Source organism: Metamycoplasma buccale, from assembly GCF_046774455.1.
Lineage (GTDB): Bacteria > Bacillota_I > Bacilli_A > Mycoplasmatales > Metamycoplasmataceae > Metamycoplasma > Metamycoplasma buccale.
Genome location: NZ_CP177249.1, coordinates 529975 through 548089, shown reverse-complemented (window position 1 = coordinate 548089; position 18115 = coordinate 529975). Strand labels below are relative to the sequence as shown.

The following is an 18115-nucleotide window of genomic DNA, read 5'->3' as shown; positions in this document are numbered from 1 at the left end:
TTTTTCTTTCATTTTTGCTATTTTAATCTTATATAAAGCAATAAAAATTGTCAAAATATCAAAAAATAGCGCTATAAATAGCGTTTTTTTTTTTTTCTAAAATGTCTTTCTACGCAAGGAGTTATTTAATAATGAATACATCAAAGAAAAAGAAAACTACTATTATTTTAGGAACTGCAATTGGAGTTTTAGCAACTTCAGCTATTATTGCCGGAATTGTTTATAGTAGAGCAACAAAGAAAAATGGTGAATATAATCCTAACAATATTTTAGATATTGGTGTTTCTGAACAAGATATTATTGATCAAAAACCAAGTAGTTGGGATAACAAAAATAAAGAAAGATTTGAAAAACTTAGACTTTATTTACAAAAATTAACCGAAGCTTTAGATAAATTAACGGAAAACGCTAAGAAAAACTTAAGCATTGAAGATTATAAAAAGACAATTGAAGATTTAGAAACTAATCTAAACCGAGCTGCTTCAGTAGAAAAAATCGTTAATGACAGCATTAAGAATTTAGAAAAATGACCAGAAAAGCAAAAACTTTTAAAAGAAGATAAAGCTAAATTGGATAAATCAGTTGATGAAGCCAAAAAAGCTTTAGAACTTGCCAAAGTTAAATTACAAAGATTGCTTAGCGATAAAGATAAATTAAAAAACAAAATTAAAGAAATTATTGAACAAATTAATGAAACAGTTGAAGAATCAACTAAAGCAAACATTACTTCAGAAATCGACCGCTTTATTAAAAAATTAATTGATTTAAGCAATATTGCTAAAGGCTTAAAAAATGATGCAACAAAAGCGAGTTTAACTGAAGAAGCCAATAATTTAGCTGAAGCAATCATTAAAGCAGAAAATGAAATTAAGAGACTAAAAGAACTTAAAGCTAAATTAACTGATGAAGAGCAAAAGAAAAATCTTGAAGAATATGCTAAACGATTTGAAGAAAAAGTAAATAAAGCAATAGAAAAAACTAATAAAACTACTGAACTTGAAGCTTTAAAAGAAGCAATAAAAGATCTTGAAGAACTTAAAAAAGAAGGTGAAGCTGCTAAGAAACTAGCAGAATCTTTAGGCTTACCAGAAGTAGCTAAGAAAATTGATAAAAATATTAAGAAATTAGATAAAGCTATAGCTGATGCTAATAAAAAAGTTGCAGAAAAAGAACTTGAAATTGCTAAATTGAAAGAAGAAGCTAAACAACTATTAGAAGCCTTAACTAAAGCAATAGAAGAAGCCAAAAAAGCTAACACTTTAGAAGAATTAAATAATGCTATTACTAATTTAGAAACAAAAATTAAAGAAGCTAATGACTTAATTGAAAAACTAGAAAAAGCTTCATTAACTAAAGAAAGTGATGAACTTAAATTAAAAGTAGCCGAAGCTAAAAGAGTATTAGAAGAAACTAAAGCTAGAAAACAAGCTGAAGAAAACCGAGTTAATTTATTAAAAGAAAAAATTAATAAACAAGTAGAAGCTTTAAAAGAAAATACTAAAAAAGTAAAAGATGCATTAAAAATAGAACCTTTAGAAAAAAGCCTTGAAGCTTTAGCTAAAGAAATTGAAAAATCTAAAACATTATTAAATGAAGCCAAAAATGATAAATCAAAAACTAGTCTTACAAATGAAATTAAAACTTTAGAAGAAGAACTTGCTAAAGCAAAAGCTGAACAACAAGCTTCACAAAAAAGATTAGAAGATCTTAGAAAGGCTCATTCAGAGCTTGAAGCTAAAGTAAATGAAGCTTTACAAAAGGCTGATAATGCTCTTAGTGAAGCTAAAACTAATGAAAATAGTGATGATGTAGCAAAATTAACTGATATTTTAGCTAAATTAACTGACTCAAAAAATGAGTTAGATAAAGTTCAAACCGAAGCAACTAATAAAAATGAAACTGAACTTGCTAAAAAATGTCAAGATAAAAAATCAGAAGTTGATTCTTGAATTACTAAAATTGCAAATCAAAAAGCCAAAGCTGAACAAAAAGCTAAAGAAATAGAAGAAAATAAAGAAAAAATTACCAAACAAATTGAAGAATTGACTAAAAAAGAAAAAGCTTTAGAAGAAGCATTAAAAAGTGATGATAAAGCTAAAATCAATAAAGCCATTAGTGAACTTGAAAGCGAGATTACTAAAGCTAATGATTTACATAATTTAACTAAAGATGAACCTAAATTAAAAACTGAATCTGAAAATTTAAAAAATAAACTTACTGAAGCAAAAACTAAATTAGATGATGCTAAAAATAAACTAGCTGAAATTGAAAATAAAGAAAACGAAGCTAAAAAAGCCGCTAATCAAGCTAAAGAAGAACTTAATGAAGCCTTAAAAGAAGTTGAAGAAGCTAAGAAAACTGAAGATTTAGATAAACTAAATAAAGCTAAAGAAAAATTAGATAAAGCAATTACTAAAGCTGAAGAAGCTAAAAAATTAGCAGATGAAGCTAAATTGCTAGAAGTATCTAAAGAATTAGAAAATTTAATTAAGAAAGCCAAAGAAGAGCAAAAAGAATTAAGCAAAAAAATTGCTGAAGTTGAAACCAAAAATCTTGAAGCAATCAAGAAAAAAATTACTGAAGCAACTAATAAATTAGAAACTGAAATTCAAAAAGCAACTACTGCTTTAGGTTTTCAACATAATTTAGACAAAATTCAAGAATCTTTAAATAGCATCACTGATGAAATTACTAATGCTACAAAAGTAAAAAATGATACTGAAACAAATCAAAGTAAATATCAAACTGAATTTAATAATCTTAAAGCTAAACTAACTGAAGCAAACAATAAAAAAGCATCATTAGAAGAACGTAAAACTAACATTGAAAATGAAAGAAAAGTAGCTCAAGAAAATTACAATGAAGCAGAACGTTTAGCTAATGAAGCAATTAAAAAGTATGACGAACATAACAATACTATTGCTGAAGTTGAAAGTGCTATTAATGATTTAAAAGCAGCTTTAACTAAGGCTGAAGCAAGTGAAACTGAAGCTACTAATATTGAATATAATGAATTAAAACAAAAAGCAACTGAATTAAAAACTAAAATTAATCAAAAACTAGTTGAAGCCAACCAAAAATTAGCAGCTTTAAAAAGTGCAGAAGAACAAGAAAATCAAAGAATAGCAGCTTTAAAACAAGAATTAAAAACTGCAACTAAAAATTTAGAAGATGCTTTAAAAGATTATCAAAAACAAACTTTAATTGATCAAAAACAAGAATCATTAGATAAAGTTAAAGCACAACTTGATTTAGCAAATACCTTAGACAAAAAAATTACTGATAATAATGACCAAACTAAAACTGACCCTGAATATACAGAATTTAAGCAAAAATTAGATTCTGTTACTTCAACATATGAAACTGAAAAAACTAATTTAGCTAAAGCAAAACAAGCAATTGAAAATAAGGTTAAAGACTTAGATACTAAAACTACTGAGGCACTTAAACAAGCAGATAATGCCATTACTTCTAATAAAAAAACTGATTTACAAAGCGCTTTAGACAAATTAAAAGAAATTAAAAATAAATCAACTTCATTAAAAAATGAAATTACACCAAAAGGTTATCAAGTAGAAACTAATAAAGTAATTAAACTTGAAGAAGATTTATCAACCAAGATTACTGAAGTAGACAATAAATTAAATGCTGAAAAGAATCGTATTAAAGCAGTAGCCAAAGCACTAGATCAAGCGCAAACATCCTTAGATCAAGCAATAAAAAATGTTACTGATAATAAAGATAATGTTACCAAGCTAGCTGAAGCATTGACCACTTTACAAGCAACCATAACAACTACTGAAGGCATTGTAAATCAATATGATAAACCTGAAAATAATAGTGTTTCTTCATTAAAAGAAAAATTAAATAAATTAAAACAAACATTAAAAACTGCAAAACAAATTAAAAAAGATTTAGAAAAAGAAAATAAAGAAAAAACTGAGAAAATCGATAAACAAGTGGATGATGCTAAGAAAAAAGCCGATGAAGCTATTAAAAAAGCCGATGATGCCTTAAAACAAGATCCACCTAAAAAAGATGATTTAGATAAAGCTAAAAAAGATCTAGAGGATGCTAAAAAAGATTTAGATAAAGCTAAAGAAGAAGCTAATAAAAATCATTATGATGAAAAATCAAAAGAAGCTGAAAAAAAAGCTAAAGAAGTAGATAAAAAATTAAAAGAAATTAATGATAAATTAGCAGACGAACAAGAAAAAGAAACCAAAAGGATTGCCGAAGTTAAAAAAGCACTTGAAGATGCAATTGAGTCATTAAAAACAATAAATGATAAAGTTAAAACATTAACTGGAGTTGATGAATTAAATGAAAACCTTCCTAAACTTCAAACTGAAATTACTAAAGCAAGAGATCAAGTTTATAACATTCATAATGTAGAAATTAATAAGAAAATTCCTGAATTAAAAACTTTATTAGAATTTTTAGACAAATTAATTAAAGATTCAGAACAAACTAATTCAACAAAAAGCCAAGAATTAACTACAAAAACTAATGCAACTAATAATAAAGTTAGAGAAGCTAAAGAAGCAGTTACAAAAGCAATAGAAGTAGCTAAAGCAGCTCCTAACAATGATGTTGATAAATTATCTAAAGCAATTGAAACTTTAAAAGCTGCCCAAACTAAAGCAACTGAAGCTAAAACTTTAGCAGAAACTAATAAATATCAAACAAAAATAAATGAAGCACAAGCTTTAATAACTAAAGTAGAAAAACAACTTGAAGAAACCAGGGCTAAATTAGATGCAGCTAAACAAGATGAAGCAGCTAAAATTCAAAAATTAGTTGAAGAAATTACTAAAGAAATAGAAAAAGTAAAAACTGCTGAAAATGAAGCTAATAATGTTAAAGATAATATTGATGAATTAGATAAGAAACTACCTTTATTAAATGAAGCAATTACTAAAGCTAACGAAAAACACTCAGAAATTCAAGGAAATTCTTTAGCTAATAAAGAAGAGGTAAAAACAAAACTTTCCGAATTAAAACAAACAAGTGATAAAGCTAAAGAAATATGAAACTCATTAACCGCTACTCAAAATACTAATAAACAATTAGTTGAAAAAGCAGTTAATGATGCTAAAGCTTTAGCTACTCCTGCCAAAACAAAAGCAAATGCTGCTATTGCTTCTAAACAAATTAAAGATCTTGAAGATGCTAAAAAAGCTTTAGAAAAAGCAATAGAAGAAACTACTAAAGCTAAATCTTTAGCTACCAATAAACATTATTCTTCTAAAGAAAATGAAGCAACTAATTTATTAAATGAACTTAATCAACTAAAAACAAAAGTTGAAGAAGAATTAGTAAAAGCTAAACAAACAGAAGCAGATCGTGTTGCTAAAATTAAAAAACAAGTTAAAGATGCATTAACTAATCTTGAAACTACTATTAATAAAGTTAAAGAAAAACACACCACCTCATCTTCATTGGGTGATGATATTTCTAAATTAGAAGAAGCAATTTCTAAAGCCAATGATTTACTTCCTGAAACTAATAGTAGTCCTGAACTTGCTACTGAAAAAGAAGAACTTACTAAGAAACTTGCTGAAGCTAATACAGAACTTCAAAAAGCTAAACAAGAAAAACAAAGACTTGAAGAACTTGAAGCAGCTAAGCAAGCAGCCAAAAGTAAAATTAATAATGATTTCACCGATTTAACTAATCAAGAAAAAACAAGTGCAATTAGTGAAATTGATTTAGCAGAAACTAAAGAAAAAGTAGAACAAATTGTTAAAAAATATGAAACATTAAATAATGAACATCGTACTGAAAAAGTAAATGAATTGAAACAACAAATAGCCACTCTTAAAAAAGAATTACAAGAAGCAATTACTCAATCACAAACTGCTAGAAATGGTGCTAAATTAGAAGAACTTGAATTAGCTATTGCTAACTTAACTACTAAATTAAAGAATGCTACTGACTTTTTAGCTAATAATTATGAAAACAAATATCATGAAATAGTTACTGAAACTAATGAATTAAAAGCATTAGTAGAAAATGCTAAAACTGAATTAAAAGCCGCTCAAGATAAATTAAATAGTGGCCAACAAAAACTAGAAGAAGACTTAGATAAAGCAAAAACTAAATTACAAGAAGCTATTAAAAAAGCAAATGCAGCAGGTAACGATAAACAAAAACTAAATGAAGCCAAAAAAGATTTAGAAAAGGCTAAAACTGAACTTGAAAAAGTAAAAAGTGATGCCGAAGCTAAGAATTATCAAAAAGTTATTACCGAAGCAACAAATGAAATTAAAAAAGCTGAAGATAAAATTAAAGAAATTAATGATAAATTAGCAGAACTTACTGAACAAGACAAGCTAATAGATGAAATTAATAAAGAAATAGAAAAATTAACAAAAGCCGAAACCAATGCTAAAGGTGTTCAAGATAACATTGATGAATCTGATAGTAAATTGCCATTATTAGATAAGGCAATTACTAATGCTAATACAAAACACTCACAAATTCAAGCAAATCCTTTAGCTACTAAACCAGAAGTTAAAGCAAAACTAGATGCCTTAAAAGCTAAAAGTGATGAAGCCAAAAATACCCTTAGTTCTTTGAATGCAATTCAAAATACTAATAAACAACAAGTAGAACAAGCATTACAAAAAGCTAAAGATTTAGCGACTCCTGCTGAAACTGAAGCAAACAAGGCTATTGCTTCTAAGGAAATTAACGATTTAAGAACAGCTCTTGATATTTTAAAAGACGCAATTTCTAAAGTAAATAAAGCTAAAAATTTAGCAACTCAAAAACGCTACTCTTCTAAAGAAACTGAGGCTAATAACTTATTAGACAAGCTTAAAAAATTAAAAACCGAGGTAGAACAAGCATTACAAAAAGCTGAACAAACCGAACATGATAGAGTAAATGCAATCAAAGCAAAAGTTAATAAAATGTTATCTGACCTTGATGCTGCTATTAATAAAGTTAAAGCAAAACACTCTACTTCATCTTCATTGGGTGATGATATTTCTAAATTAGAAGAAGCAATTTCTAAAGCCAATGATTTACTTCCTGAAACTAACACTAGTCCTGAACTTGCTACCGAAAAACAAAAATTAAATGATAAGATAACTGAAGCTAATACAGAACTTCAAAAAGCTAAACAAGAAAAGAAAAGACTAGCAGAACTTGAAGCTATAAAACAAGAAGCAAAAAATAAAATTAATAATGAATTTACTAATTTAACTAGTGAAGAAAAAACAAGTGCAATTAATGAAATCGATGCAGCAGAAACTAAAGAAGAAGTAGAACAAATTGTTCAAAAATATAAAACTTTAGATAGCCAAAATCGTGCTAGAAAAATAGAAGAATTAAAGACAAAAATTAATGAATTATTAGAAAATATTAAACAAGCAGCCCAAGATGTTGATTCAGCAAATGATGCATCTTCATTACAAAGTGCAATTACTAAATTAGAGGAAAAATTAAAAAATGCTAATGATTTTGTTAATGAACATAATGAAGTAAAATATCCAGAAATAATTCCTAATCAAAATGATCTAATAAATTTCATTACAGGCTTGCAAAGAAAATTAGGAGAGGCTAAAGATAAGCTTGCATCTATAAAAAAATTAGAAGATGATTTAGCTGATGCTCTAAGAAAATTAGAAGAAGCTATTAAAGAAGCCGATGAAGCAGGTAATGATAAAGATAAATTAATTCAAGCAAAAGCTTCTTTAGAAACTGCAAGACAAGCTCTTTTAAAAGTTCGTGGTGATGCTGCAATTAAAAGCTATCAAAAAGTTATTGATGGTGCAAATCACGGTATAACAAAAGCTTTAGATAAAATTAAAGAGATAGATAATAAATTAGTAAATATAGTAAAAAGAGAATTAGAAATAGAAAAACAAAATGTCATTGATTTGATTACAAAAATACAACAGCTTCAAAGAAAATCAAGATTGGAATACAAATATGGTTCATATGATAGTTCATTGAATAAAGAATATCAAAAAATTAAAAATTCTTTATCAGGTTTACAATCAGAAATTGGTAGTATATTAAACACACCTAATCCTGGTTTAGATTACATGAATGAGTTGGTTATAAGAGCAAGAGAAACTTTAGAAACTGTAAACAAAAAAATTGAATCATATGATAACACTCAAAAATTCTATGACAAAATAAATAAAAAGCTTAATGAGTATGAACATCATGCCCTTACTTGAAGTATATTCAAGGATGATAATATATACCAAGAGGACATAGATTTAGCAAATGAATATAGACAAAAAATTGGTGAAATTTTAGAACAATTATCTAGAAAAATTGATTTTGATGAAACTGAAAAAAATAAATATGAAGAAAAAATTGATGAAATACTAGAAGATATAAGACAAAGATATATCTCAAACAATATAAATAGAGGCATTAAAGCAGCTAGACCATATATGCAATATAATGGTGATAAATCTAAAATTCTTCCTTCTGATGCAATTAAAGATCCTAGCAAGTTTGAGCATAGACAAGAAGATATGGGAACTTATTTAAATCCTCATGATATAGTTGGCTATAGGGTAAATGATAAAACAGGAAAAGTTTATGTAAGAGTTAAATATAAAAGACTATATAGCAAATATTACGTTATTAAAGATTTTGAACTTGATGGCTTTAAGAAATATTCTCCTTATAGAATAGAAAATCTACAATTAAAAGAAAATCAAGCTTTAAGTGTCAAAGAAATTTATGATGCAATCAAAAATTCAGCTAATCCTTATGAAAAATTAAAGGAATATGCTACTTGAAATTATGATGATAAATTAAGTGATGAAACTGTAGAATTAATTGATCTTGCTTATGATGAACAAAGCAACAAAATTACTTTTAGATATAAAGTAACAAAAAAAGTTACACAATTTAGTAATTATGATACAGACAATAGTGCCACTGAAACTTATACATCTAATTTATTTGAATTAAATTTCAAAGAACAATTAGAAAAGAATCATCAATCTTATTTAAATAACAATGCTCCCGAACCAACTTATGATGTTTTAGATAAAAATAGATTAGCATCAGATGTTGAAATAAACCATAGAGATGACATTATTAGAACAAATAATAACTTGAATAATCAGTTTGAATATCAAATTACTCATATTAGTCCTAATGATGAAACCGGTGAATTAACACTAAAAGTGACTATAAAATCTAAGAAGTTTCCAGATATTAGTAAAGAGTTTGAATATAAAATCACTGGATTTAAGAAAGACTTACCACCTAGAAATAACCTAAATTTAAGCATAAATGACTTGAATTATCAAAACTTAAAGCAATACAATTTTTTTACAGGATTTTTAAAAGGATGATGAGAAAATTATAAAAATTATTATGGACCACGACCAGAAAGATTTTTTAAAGAGATTTTTAATAGAAGTAGCTCTATTATAAATGCAGATTATGAAGGAAATGGAACATTTGTGTATTGACGTACACTAACTAAAGATAATGTTATTGTAGGAAAAGATAGTTTAGGCAACTACATAAGAAAAAGAGTTTCTATTAATTATGATGAGCGCGTAAACATTACTAGACTTTTAGAAGCATTACAATTTAATTTTATGTTAAGTCGTGAAAGTTATGGAGCGATATTTGGATTATATGAGGTATTCAAATGAGTTGCACCGGCTTCAACGTCACCGGCATATCAAAAAGCGCAACAAGTCCGTCGTTATGCTATTGATGCTGATAATTATAAAATAGTGAATAGAATTTTAAAACATGACTATGCTTATGCATTGCAACAATATAATTATTTAAAAAACAGATGAAACACTTTAAAATCACTTATTTTAGAGGTTTGCGATATAATAGATAATCAACAACCTGAACCAAATGTATCCTCTTATTATAGAGAAAACATAAAAAGATTTGAAGATAAATCTATAGAATAATTGTTTAATACTATTAATTAGTAGGAAATAACCCTTCTAATTTAAAGGGTTATTTTTTATTTTATTAAAATATAAAAATGAAGTCTTAATATTGTAGTTAAGCAATATTTTTAAGTTTTATTTAACTATTTTAGGATTATATGTAGTCGAAATAGCATTGCTATATAACAATAGTCCTTCGGATGCATTCAAAAAAATATTCAGAAGAAGTGACAAAATAACTTTTGCAGATTATAAAGAATGTGAAGTAAAAGTTAAATATTTTTATAAAACAATTAAAAATGTTATTGTAGGTAAAAATTCTAATAGTAAATATCAAACTGAAACAAAATAATATTCTTTTGAAGAAGAAGTAAGTTTGTTAAAACTTTTGGAAGCTCTTCATTATGCATTTGGAGTAGCTAAGGGTGGAATCACTAGGTCATTTGCTAATGATACTATTAATTATAATTCACCATTATCAGCATTACTTACTAATTGTAATAATTTAATTAATACTTATGTGATGATCCATTAAAAGGAAAATATAGTAGCATATCTTCAAAATGAGAAAATAATACATATTTAAAAACTTCTATTAATCAAATATATAATCTTGGGCAATATAAAATAGCATTTCAAAATATGACTATTTTAAAAATAAAATAAAAGAACTAAGAGATAATATAAGAAAAATTATATCTTTAATAACTAAGGTTACAAATCAGTTACAACTTTCTAACGTTTCGCAATGATTGACTAATAGTTTAAATAATTATAATAATAATCAAAAATAAAAATAATTTATATAAATTAAAATAACTAAAAAATCATTTTTATAATTTTAGAAAACATGAAGTGCAATGTTTACATTTCATGGCTACATTGTAATATAAAGTGCAACACTATGAAATAATTTTTATAGGTTGCATTTTTTATATTAAAGTAAATAAAAAAAGAGCAACCTAAATAAAGTGCTTCAAGAGGTTACTCATGATTAATTATAATCACTTAAATTACAAAAATAGAATTATTATTCAAGAATACTTAAATAAAGGTTTTTCTATTAGAAAAATAGCCAAACAAATAAATAAATCACCATCAACAATATCTCGCGAAATAAAACGCAATTTTGATAATGATAAATTAATTTACAATCCAGAAATAGCTAATCAAAAGTCTATTCTCAGAAGTAAACATAGATCTTATTTTTGATATTTTTTAGTAAGAGATAGATATGAAGAATTTATCGATCAATTTGCAGCATTATATGATGGTAAACTTTGAACGGTTGAATCAACTTATTTTTTTATAAAAAATAATATGAGTGTAAATGAATTTGAAATACCATGTTTAAAAACTATTTTTAATTGAATAAACTCTGGTAAATGAGTTTTTAGTAGAAAAGATTTATTAAGAAAAAATTACACAAAAGGAGGAAAACGTTCAAAAACTAATGTTATTGATCGCCTTGTTGGAGCAAGATATATAAAACCAATATGAGCAAGACCAAAAGAAATAAATAATCGATTAGAATTTGGGCATTGAGAGCTTGACTTAGTTTGTGGCAAAAATGTTAGAGGTGCTAATCATATAATCACATTAGTAGAAAGAAAAACAAGGTTTTGTTATGTGGCAGTTATGAAAGGTAAGCATCCTGATAATCTTAATAGAATTTTAAATAATTTAATTGCAAATAATAATATCCCAGTAAAATCGATTACTACAGATAATGGTTTTGAATTTAGAAAAATTGGTTTACTAGCTTACAAATTAAATATATTTGTATATTTTACTGATAAATATGCTTCATGACAAAAAGGAAGTAATGAAAATTGAAATGGTATTTTTAGAAGAATTTTTGCTAAAGGCACTAATTTTAATGAAATTGATATTAATGAAATTCAAATTGCCACAGAAAGAATTAATTTTAAACGTAGAAAAATTTTTAATTGAAAATCCTCATATGCTTTATACGAAAAAGAATTAATAGAAGAATATAACAAAATATTTGCTTAATAAACTAATTTCAAATATACTCAAACACTAATATTTAGTGTATTTTTGTTTTTTAACTTTTAAAAAATATAAAATAAAACATGAAGCACATAGGTGTTGCACTTCATGTTACTTTCTAGCAACATGAAGTGCAATGTTTACATTTCATGTTTTTTTAATAATCATTTTTAAAAGTTAAACCAAAATAGTTTGTATTAAATTGCTATAATTCTTAGTTATGATTAACATAATTTTATATCAACCCGAAATTAATGGTAATACTGCAAATATTATTAGAACTTGCTCATCTGGACAAGCAAAATTACACATTATTAAACCAGTAGCTTTTGATTTGCACCCTCATTGATTAAAACGCAATGCAGCACATCATTTTTTAAGTGAAATTCAACATGAAATTCATAATGATTATCAAAGCTTTTTTAATAAATATGGCACTAAAAACATTTATTTCATAACCCGCTATGGTTTAAATAGCTATTGTGATATAAAGTTTGCTAAAGAACTTAATGAAAATGATGAAATCTGAATTATGTTTGGTACAGAAAGCACAGGAATTCCTAAGAAAATAATGCAAACAAATATTGAGAATTGTTTAAGAATACCTATGGATGCTAATTGCAGAAGTTTGAATTTAGCAAATAGTGTAGCCATTGTTTTATACGAAATATTAAGACAAAATAATTTTAAAAATTTATCTAAATTTGAAGTCCAAAAAGGTAAGGATTTTATTCTAAAATAAAAGAAGGTAAAAATGATCAATTGATTTCCTGGACATATGGCAAAAGAGTTTAGATTATTAAAAGAGAAACAAAAAATTTTTGATTTATTTATTATTATTTTGGATAGTAGAATTCCTATTAGTTCTTTCAATTCTGAAATTTACAAAATTGCTCAAGGCAAACCAATTTTATTTATTATGAACAAAAGTGACATGAGTGATATAAATAAATTGAATTTATACATAAATGAATATAAAAATCGTGGAAAAATTATTACTACTAATTTAAAAAATAACAATTCCTATAAGAAAATTAACAAATTGTTGAATGAATATTATTTGGAATTAAAAAATAAAAACTTAACTAAAAACAAATTAACACCACCATTAAAATGTGTTGTTTTGGGTGTTCCAAACGTTGGGAAAAGTACTTTTATTAACTTAATGGCGAAATCAAAAGTTGCTAAAGTGGGATCTATTGCTGGTATTACAAAATCTGAACAATGAATTAATTGCAACAATTATTTATTATTAGATACACCAGGTTTATTAATGCCGAATTTAAAAGACAAGACTATTGCTGCTAAACTAGCAATAGTTGGTTCTATTAAACAAGAGGCATTAAATTTAAATGAATTAATTACAGAAATATACAAATTAATTAGTGAAGTTAATCCCAGTGCTTTAAAAATAATTAATTTAGATCCTGCAACTTCTGAAGAAATGATATTTAATAATATTACTAAATTTGCTAAAGATAATAACTTGCTTTTAAAAGATAATAAATTAAATATCAATAAAGCAATAAATATGTTAATTAGTTACTTTAAAAATTTAAACAATATAATATATGACTAAGGAAAAACATATGAATAAATTTGAAAATAAAAATAAAGTAAATTCTAATAACGAAATTAAATCTTTATCAAATAAAAAAACAATTAAATATGTAGCGATTGGAGATTCATATGTTTGTGGATTCAATTCTAAATTTGGCTTTAATGCAAATGGAAAATTAGAAAATAATGTTGTTACAGGATTGGGATATCCTAGTTTTTTTGCTTCCTTATTACAACAAAATAAAAATCTTGAATTAGAAAGCTATTATAACTTAGCCTTACCCACTGCTAATATTGATTTGTGAGAAGCATTAGTTTTAAACAATAAAGATAAAATCAAATTAAATCAAAACCGTTTAGACTTTTTGGAACAATTAGATAGTGATCCGAATAACCCTTTTATTAATTTTTTTACTAGTTTATTTAAACAATTTAATTTTTCAAAAAATGATTTTAAAATAATTAATGAAAAATTAAAAGATGCTTCAATTGTTACTATTTCATTAGGTTTTAATGATTTTTTATTTAGCATTCCATTTAGTAAAGTTACTAGAATAAGTAAATTAGAAAATAATTTAAAAAAGGCTTTGATAGATCAAGTTAAATTTGAAATTGATCAAATCGCAGAAGTTTTAATTAAGAAATTAATTTTTTTAGTAGAAAAGATAAGATTAATTAACAAATCTTGTCATATTATTTTTGTAAATTATTCAAAACCAACTCTTTATTTTGAAAATGTTATTGAAAATTATTTTAATTTAAATCGTGAATTTGGGGATACCTTTCTAAATTATTTGTTTTCTAAATTAAATAATATCTTGCATAAAGTAGCTATTAATACTAAAAATAGCTATGTAAATTGTTTTGATGAATCATATTGAGAAAAAAATAAAATGTTTTTAACAGAAAACATGTATTCATTTTTTCCAACAGAAAAAGGGTACAAAAAAATAGCAATGGATTTGTATACTAAATTAACAATTAATAAAGATCTATTGCTAAAAGAAATAAAAACTAATCAAAGATTTCATGATTATATTTTAGATTATTCATATTGAACAAATGATATCAATTTTTATAATACCTTATTTGAAGAAAATATGCATCCTATTGATTTGTTTAAAAAAATATATGGCAATAATCTTAATTATAATGTTTTAGTTTATTCTAAAAACGAGTTGACTTATTCATCTTTATTATCACCATATTTAAATATTTCAATTTTTATTAACTTATTTGTTAGATATGTTAAACAAAATGTTTATTTTATTGCTAAAAAATTTTTAGAAGATAAGTTTGTAAATAGCACTAAAAAATATAAATCAATTGAATTAATTCTTAAATACTTATCAAATAGTGAAAGAAGTAAAGAAATTTTCTTAACTCTTTTTAAAAATGGAAAATTAGAAAAAATGTTTTTCAAATTACAAATAGAAATTTTTAAAAAATTTAAAGAAGAAAAGCAATTGACTTTAAATACTTTGAAAAACAATTGAAATAATGTAATTGGTAAGGATCAAAAATTATTATATGATGTTGCTAAACAATTTTTTGATGCTAATATGATTGAAAATAATAAAAAGGATATCAAAGAAATAGTTGTAGCTTTAGCTCAAGATGCTGTTAATAGCACTTTACTTGAATATATGTATAATTTCAAAATGAATGCACAATATCAAAAAATTAGAGAATACATTTCCAATCTTTCTTCATTTCAAAACTTATTAGATTTTTTTGTTGATAGTGTAACAAGAAATTCTAATGTTTATTCTAGTTTAAGCAGTTTTGATCAATTGTGAAAATATTGAATTACCAATAATAAATATGGTGTTCTTTATTTGCTTGATAAAACATTTTTAGAAATTTCAGATAAAAATAGTATTAAAAAAACTGTTGAATTTGTTAAGGAAACGATTTTAGTTACCAATCATATTATCAAATTAGATGAAAAAGATAATGCAAGCTTAGAAAAAAATTTAGAAGAAATTATTTTAATTTTAAAAGAGAATCCTAAACATTTAAATCGCTTAATAAAAAACTTTATGAATAAAATTAAAAATTATTCATTATTCAATTTAATTATTAAAAAAACCGCAACACAAAAGTTGCTTAAATTATCTAATTGAGTAAATATTAAAAATATATGATTTATTTTATTCAAATTATCTAAGAAGATAATAGTGATAAAAAATATCATTAACAAAAATAAAAAAGCTAATAATAGCGATAAAAAATAGAGAGCTATTGCTTCTCTATTTATTTTTAATCTTGCAAATTTTGATATGAATTATTTGCTAATTGAAGATCAACATCAACTTGTTTTTTTACTTCTGGATATCTATTAAATATTTCTAATATTTTTTTACTTAAATTTTTTTCATAGTTAATTCTTCTAACTTCGATACCCATTTTTTTAGAATACATTGTTAAATATATAGCAGAAAAAATTGTTGGGAATAATAAGGCTATAGAAAGAATAGAAACCAAAGAAATTCATATTGCTCGATAAGTATTTCTAAATTTTTGTGGTGGATAATTTTTAATATGTGGTTCAATTTTATTAATTATTTCATTGGTTTTATCTACTAAAGTTGTTAGTGATTCATATACTTTATATTTACCACCAGGTTTTATAAGTTCATCAATAATTTTTGTTTTAATTTCATTTGCTTCTTGTAAATATTTACGGATTTTTGCTTTATCAGATTCACTAATAGCAGGTTCATTTAATAATTCTTGAAATCCCTCATTTAATTTTTTAAAATTTTTATCAGTGTCAACTGCTGGTTTAAAGTAAGAATCTTCACTATTTGCATTTCTAGGATCAATTTTTTTTAACTCAGATTTTACATAATCTATGCCTCTTAAATTACCTTTGCCATCATTTACATATTTTGTGTAAGTTGTAACTACAGGTTCTTCATAGATAGCCATAAATATTGCGCCTGTAAGTAAACCTATACCCAATAAATAACCAAGTGACATAATTATTCAATTTCCTATGCCACGAAATACTTTTAATGCCATTATATTTTCTCTTTCTAAATCATACCTGGTTTCATTTGCAATTTACCACTTGCAAAATCTTTCATTTGTTTTGCCATTCTTTCAAAATCGGTAACTAACATGTTATATTCTCTTGCGCTTCTTCCACTACCTTTTAATATTCGTTCTTTACGAGAACTATTTTTTAGTAATTTAGGAATCTTTTTTTCAATTTCAGTCATTGAATTAATTAAGTATGTATAAATTTTAAATTTTTCTTCAGCTTCTTCTATTTTAGCTTCGTCAATTTTACCTGCGAGTCCAGGAATCATTTTCAAAATGGTTTTCATTTTTCCTAGTTTTTTAATTTGTTGCAAACTATTCATTAAATCATTTAAATCAAATTTCCCTGACACCATTTTATAGCCGATTTTTTTCATCATTTTTTCATCGACTTCTTCGCTAGCTTTTTCAATCAATGTTAAAACATCGCCCATGCCAAGAATTCTTTCAGCCATTCTATCTGGATGAAATACTTCTAAACCACTTAATTTTTCTCCAACCCCAATAAAGACAATAGGAACTTCTAATAAATGCGTAATACTTAAAGCAGCTCCTCCACGAGCATCACTATCTAATTTGGTTATAATTGTTCCATTAAGTTGTAATTCTTCGTGAAATATTTTTGCCACATTAATAACATCTTGACCACTCATTGCATCTACAACTAAGAAAATATAATCAGGGTGTATTTCTTTTTTAATATCCCTTAATTCTTGCATTAATATTTCATCAATTGCTAAACGACCTGCAGTATCAATAATAATTAAATCATTTTTACTTTTTTCTGCAAACTCTAAAGCTTTTTTAGCAATCAAAACCGCATTATTTTCATCATGAGTGAAATAATCTGTTTGCGTTTGATTAGCTAATTGTTTTAGTTGTTCTCTTGCTGCAGGACGATAGATATCGTCACCTACTAAAAGAGGATTTTGGCATAATTTTTTCTTTTTAAAAAAAGTTGCTAATTTTGCTGCTGTTGTAGTCTTACCTGAACCTTGTAATCCTACCATCATAATTTTTGTAGGAATTTTTTTAAGTTCTACTTCACAGGTTTTCTTTCCTAAGATATTTGTTAATTCATCTTTAAAGATTTTTATAACTGTTTGTTGTTGGTTAAGTTTTCCAATAATTTTGCTATCTAATGCTTTTTCTTTAACTTGTTTAGTAAATAATTTTACTACTTCTAAACTAACATCAGCTTCTAATAATGCAAGCTTTACTTCTCTTAAAATTTCTAAAATATCTTCTTCATTAATGGACATTTTTTTATTAATTTTATCCATTGATTTTTGCATTCTTTTTTGTATAAAATCTAACATATTAACTAATTATAAATGTTTTTATTTTGCATTATATAAAATGGTATATTTACTTTATAGCATAATGGCTATAATTAAATAGCAAACTAAACAACCAAATTTAATTAATGTTCATATTGTTTTATTAGATATATTCATTATTTTTTAAAAAATAAAAACACATAAATTTCCTTAAATTGATTAAATGGTAATTAATTTTAACATATAAAAATAATTTCAAGTAAACTTTGGTATCAATTACCCAAAAATGGTAATAATATTATCAAAGTTTTA

Annotated in this window: 9 protein-coding genes; 7 read left to right on the top strand and 2 right to left on the bottom strand. The window is 25.0% G+C overall.

The genetic code is table 4. The features are described 5' to 3' along the window. Nucleotides 1-131 precede the first annotated feature (131 nt). From ACLFP3_RS02450 to ACLFP3_RS02420, 7 genes are all read left to right on the top strand, one after another. A complete protein-coding gene (locus tag ACLFP3_RS02450; RefSeq protein ID WP_412031377.1) occupies nt 132-9920 on the top strand; it encodes a hypothetical protein in 9789 nt (3262 codons plus the stop codon). A 157-nt stretch (nt 9921-10077) separates the two neighbouring features. Continuing rightward, nucleotides 10078-10254, top strand: coding sequence for a hypothetical protein (locus ACLFP3_RS02445; RefSeq protein ID WP_412031376.1), 177 nt, complete (start codon nt 10078-10080; stop codon nt 10252-10254). Nucleotides 10255-10278: 24 nt separating this feature from the next. Next, on the top strand, nt 10279-10437 hold the full coding sequence (locus ACLFP3_RS02440; RefSeq protein WP_412031375.1) for a hypothetical protein: 159 nt from the start codon (nt 10279-10281) through the stop codon (nt 10435-10437). Nucleotides 10438-10892: 455 nt separating this feature from the next. After that, complete coding sequence (locus ACLFP3_RS02435; protein ID WP_412031351.1) at nt 10893-11918, top strand: IS30 family transposase; 1026 nt, start codon at nt 10893-10895, stop codon at nt 11916-11918. A 217-nt stretch (nt 11919-12135) separates the two neighbouring features. Beyond that, a complete protein-coding gene (locus ACLFP3_RS02430) occupies nt 12136-12657 on the top strand; it encodes a tRNA (cytidine(34)-2'-O)-methyltransferase (RefSeq protein ID WP_412031374.1) in 522 nt (173 codons plus the stop codon). Between the two features lie 12 nt (nt 12658-12669). Beyond that, entirely contained in the window at nt 12670-13494 is an 825-nt protein-coding gene (ylqF, locus tag ACLFP3_RS02425; RefSeq protein WP_412031373.1) for a ribosome biogenesis GTPase YlqF, read from the top strand. Nucleotides 13495-13504: 10 nt separating this feature from the next. After that, nucleotides 13505-15712 carry an SGNH/GDSL hydrolase family protein gene (locus tag ACLFP3_RS02420; protein ID WP_412031372.1) on the top strand — a complete coding sequence of 736 codons (2208 nt, stop codon included), beginning with the start codon at nt 13505-13507 and terminating at the stop codon, nt 15710-15712. A 25-nt stretch (nt 15713-15737) separates the two neighbouring features. Here ACLFP3_RS02420 and ACLFP3_RS02415 read toward each other — a convergent pair whose 3' ends face one another. Together ACLFP3_RS02415 and ffh are read right to left on the bottom strand one after the other, a co-directional pair. Beyond that, nucleotides 15738-16502 carry a hypothetical protein gene (locus ACLFP3_RS02415; RefSeq protein WP_412031371.1) on the bottom strand — a complete coding sequence of 255 codons (765 nt, stop codon included), beginning with the start codon at nt 16500-16502 and terminating at the stop codon, nt 15738-15740. Nucleotides 16503-16516: 14 nt separating this feature from the next. Beyond that, the gene (gene ffh / locus ACLFP3_RS02410; protein ID WP_412031370.1) at nt 16517-17842 is read right to left on the bottom strand and encodes a signal recognition particle protein; all 1326 of its coding nucleotides are present in this window, start codon (nt 17840-17842) and stop codon (nt 16517-16519) included. Between the last annotated feature and the right edge of the window lie 273 nt (nt 17843-18115).